The sequence below is a fragment of the Bradyrhizobium sp. PRIMUS42 genome, from assembly GCF_023006515.1.
Classification (GTDB): Bacteria; Pseudomonadota; Alphaproteobacteria; order Rhizobiales; family Xanthobacteraceae; genus Bradyrhizobium.
This window is the reverse complement of record NZ_JALBGZ010001445.1, coordinates 1-635: the sequence shown is the minus strand read 5'-3', so window position 1 is coordinate 635 and position 635 is coordinate 1. Positions and strand designations below refer to the sequence as shown.

General features: G+C 67.9%; 1 protein-coding gene. It reads left to right on the top strand.

The window, feature by feature from the left end:
• On the top strand, positions 1–635 hold a 635-nt coding region (locus MOV75_RS40970; RefSeq protein WP_247008542.1), incomplete at both ends, for a S1C family serine protease.

Sequence of the window (635 nt, the reverse complement as noted above, 5' to 3'; positions counted from 1 at the left end):
CATCGTGATCTCGCCGGACGGGCTCGTCCTCACCAACAGCCACGTGGTCGGCACCTCGAAGGAGATCCGGCTGCGGGACGTCGAGGGCCATGTCGGCGAGGCCCAGGTGCTCGGCGCCGATCCCGACACCGATCTTGCGCTGCTGCGGGCCAACGGCGTGCGGCATCTGCCCTATGCCGCGCTCGGCAATTCCAAGACCTTGCGCCGCGGCCAGCTCGTGATCGCGATCGGCAATCCGCTCGGCTTCGAATCGACCGTGACCGCCGGCGTGGTCTCAGCGCTCGGACGCTCGATCCGCTCGGTCAGCGGCCGCACCATCGAGGACGTGATCCAGACCGATGCCGCGCTCAATCCCGGCAATTCCGGTGGTCCCCTGGTGTCGTCGAATGCCGAGGTGATCGGCATCAACACCGCCATCATCAACGGCGCGCAGGGCATCTGCTTCGCGGTTGCCAGCAACACCGCGCAATTCGTGCTGTCGGAGATCATCCGCCACGGCTATGTCCGCCGCGCCTATATCGGCGTCGCCGGACAGACCGCACCGGTGCCGCGGCGGCATGCGGTGCTGGCCGGCATCGAAAACAAGATGGGCGCGCTGCTCGCGCAGATCGAGCCGGATGGTCCGGCGGCGAAGG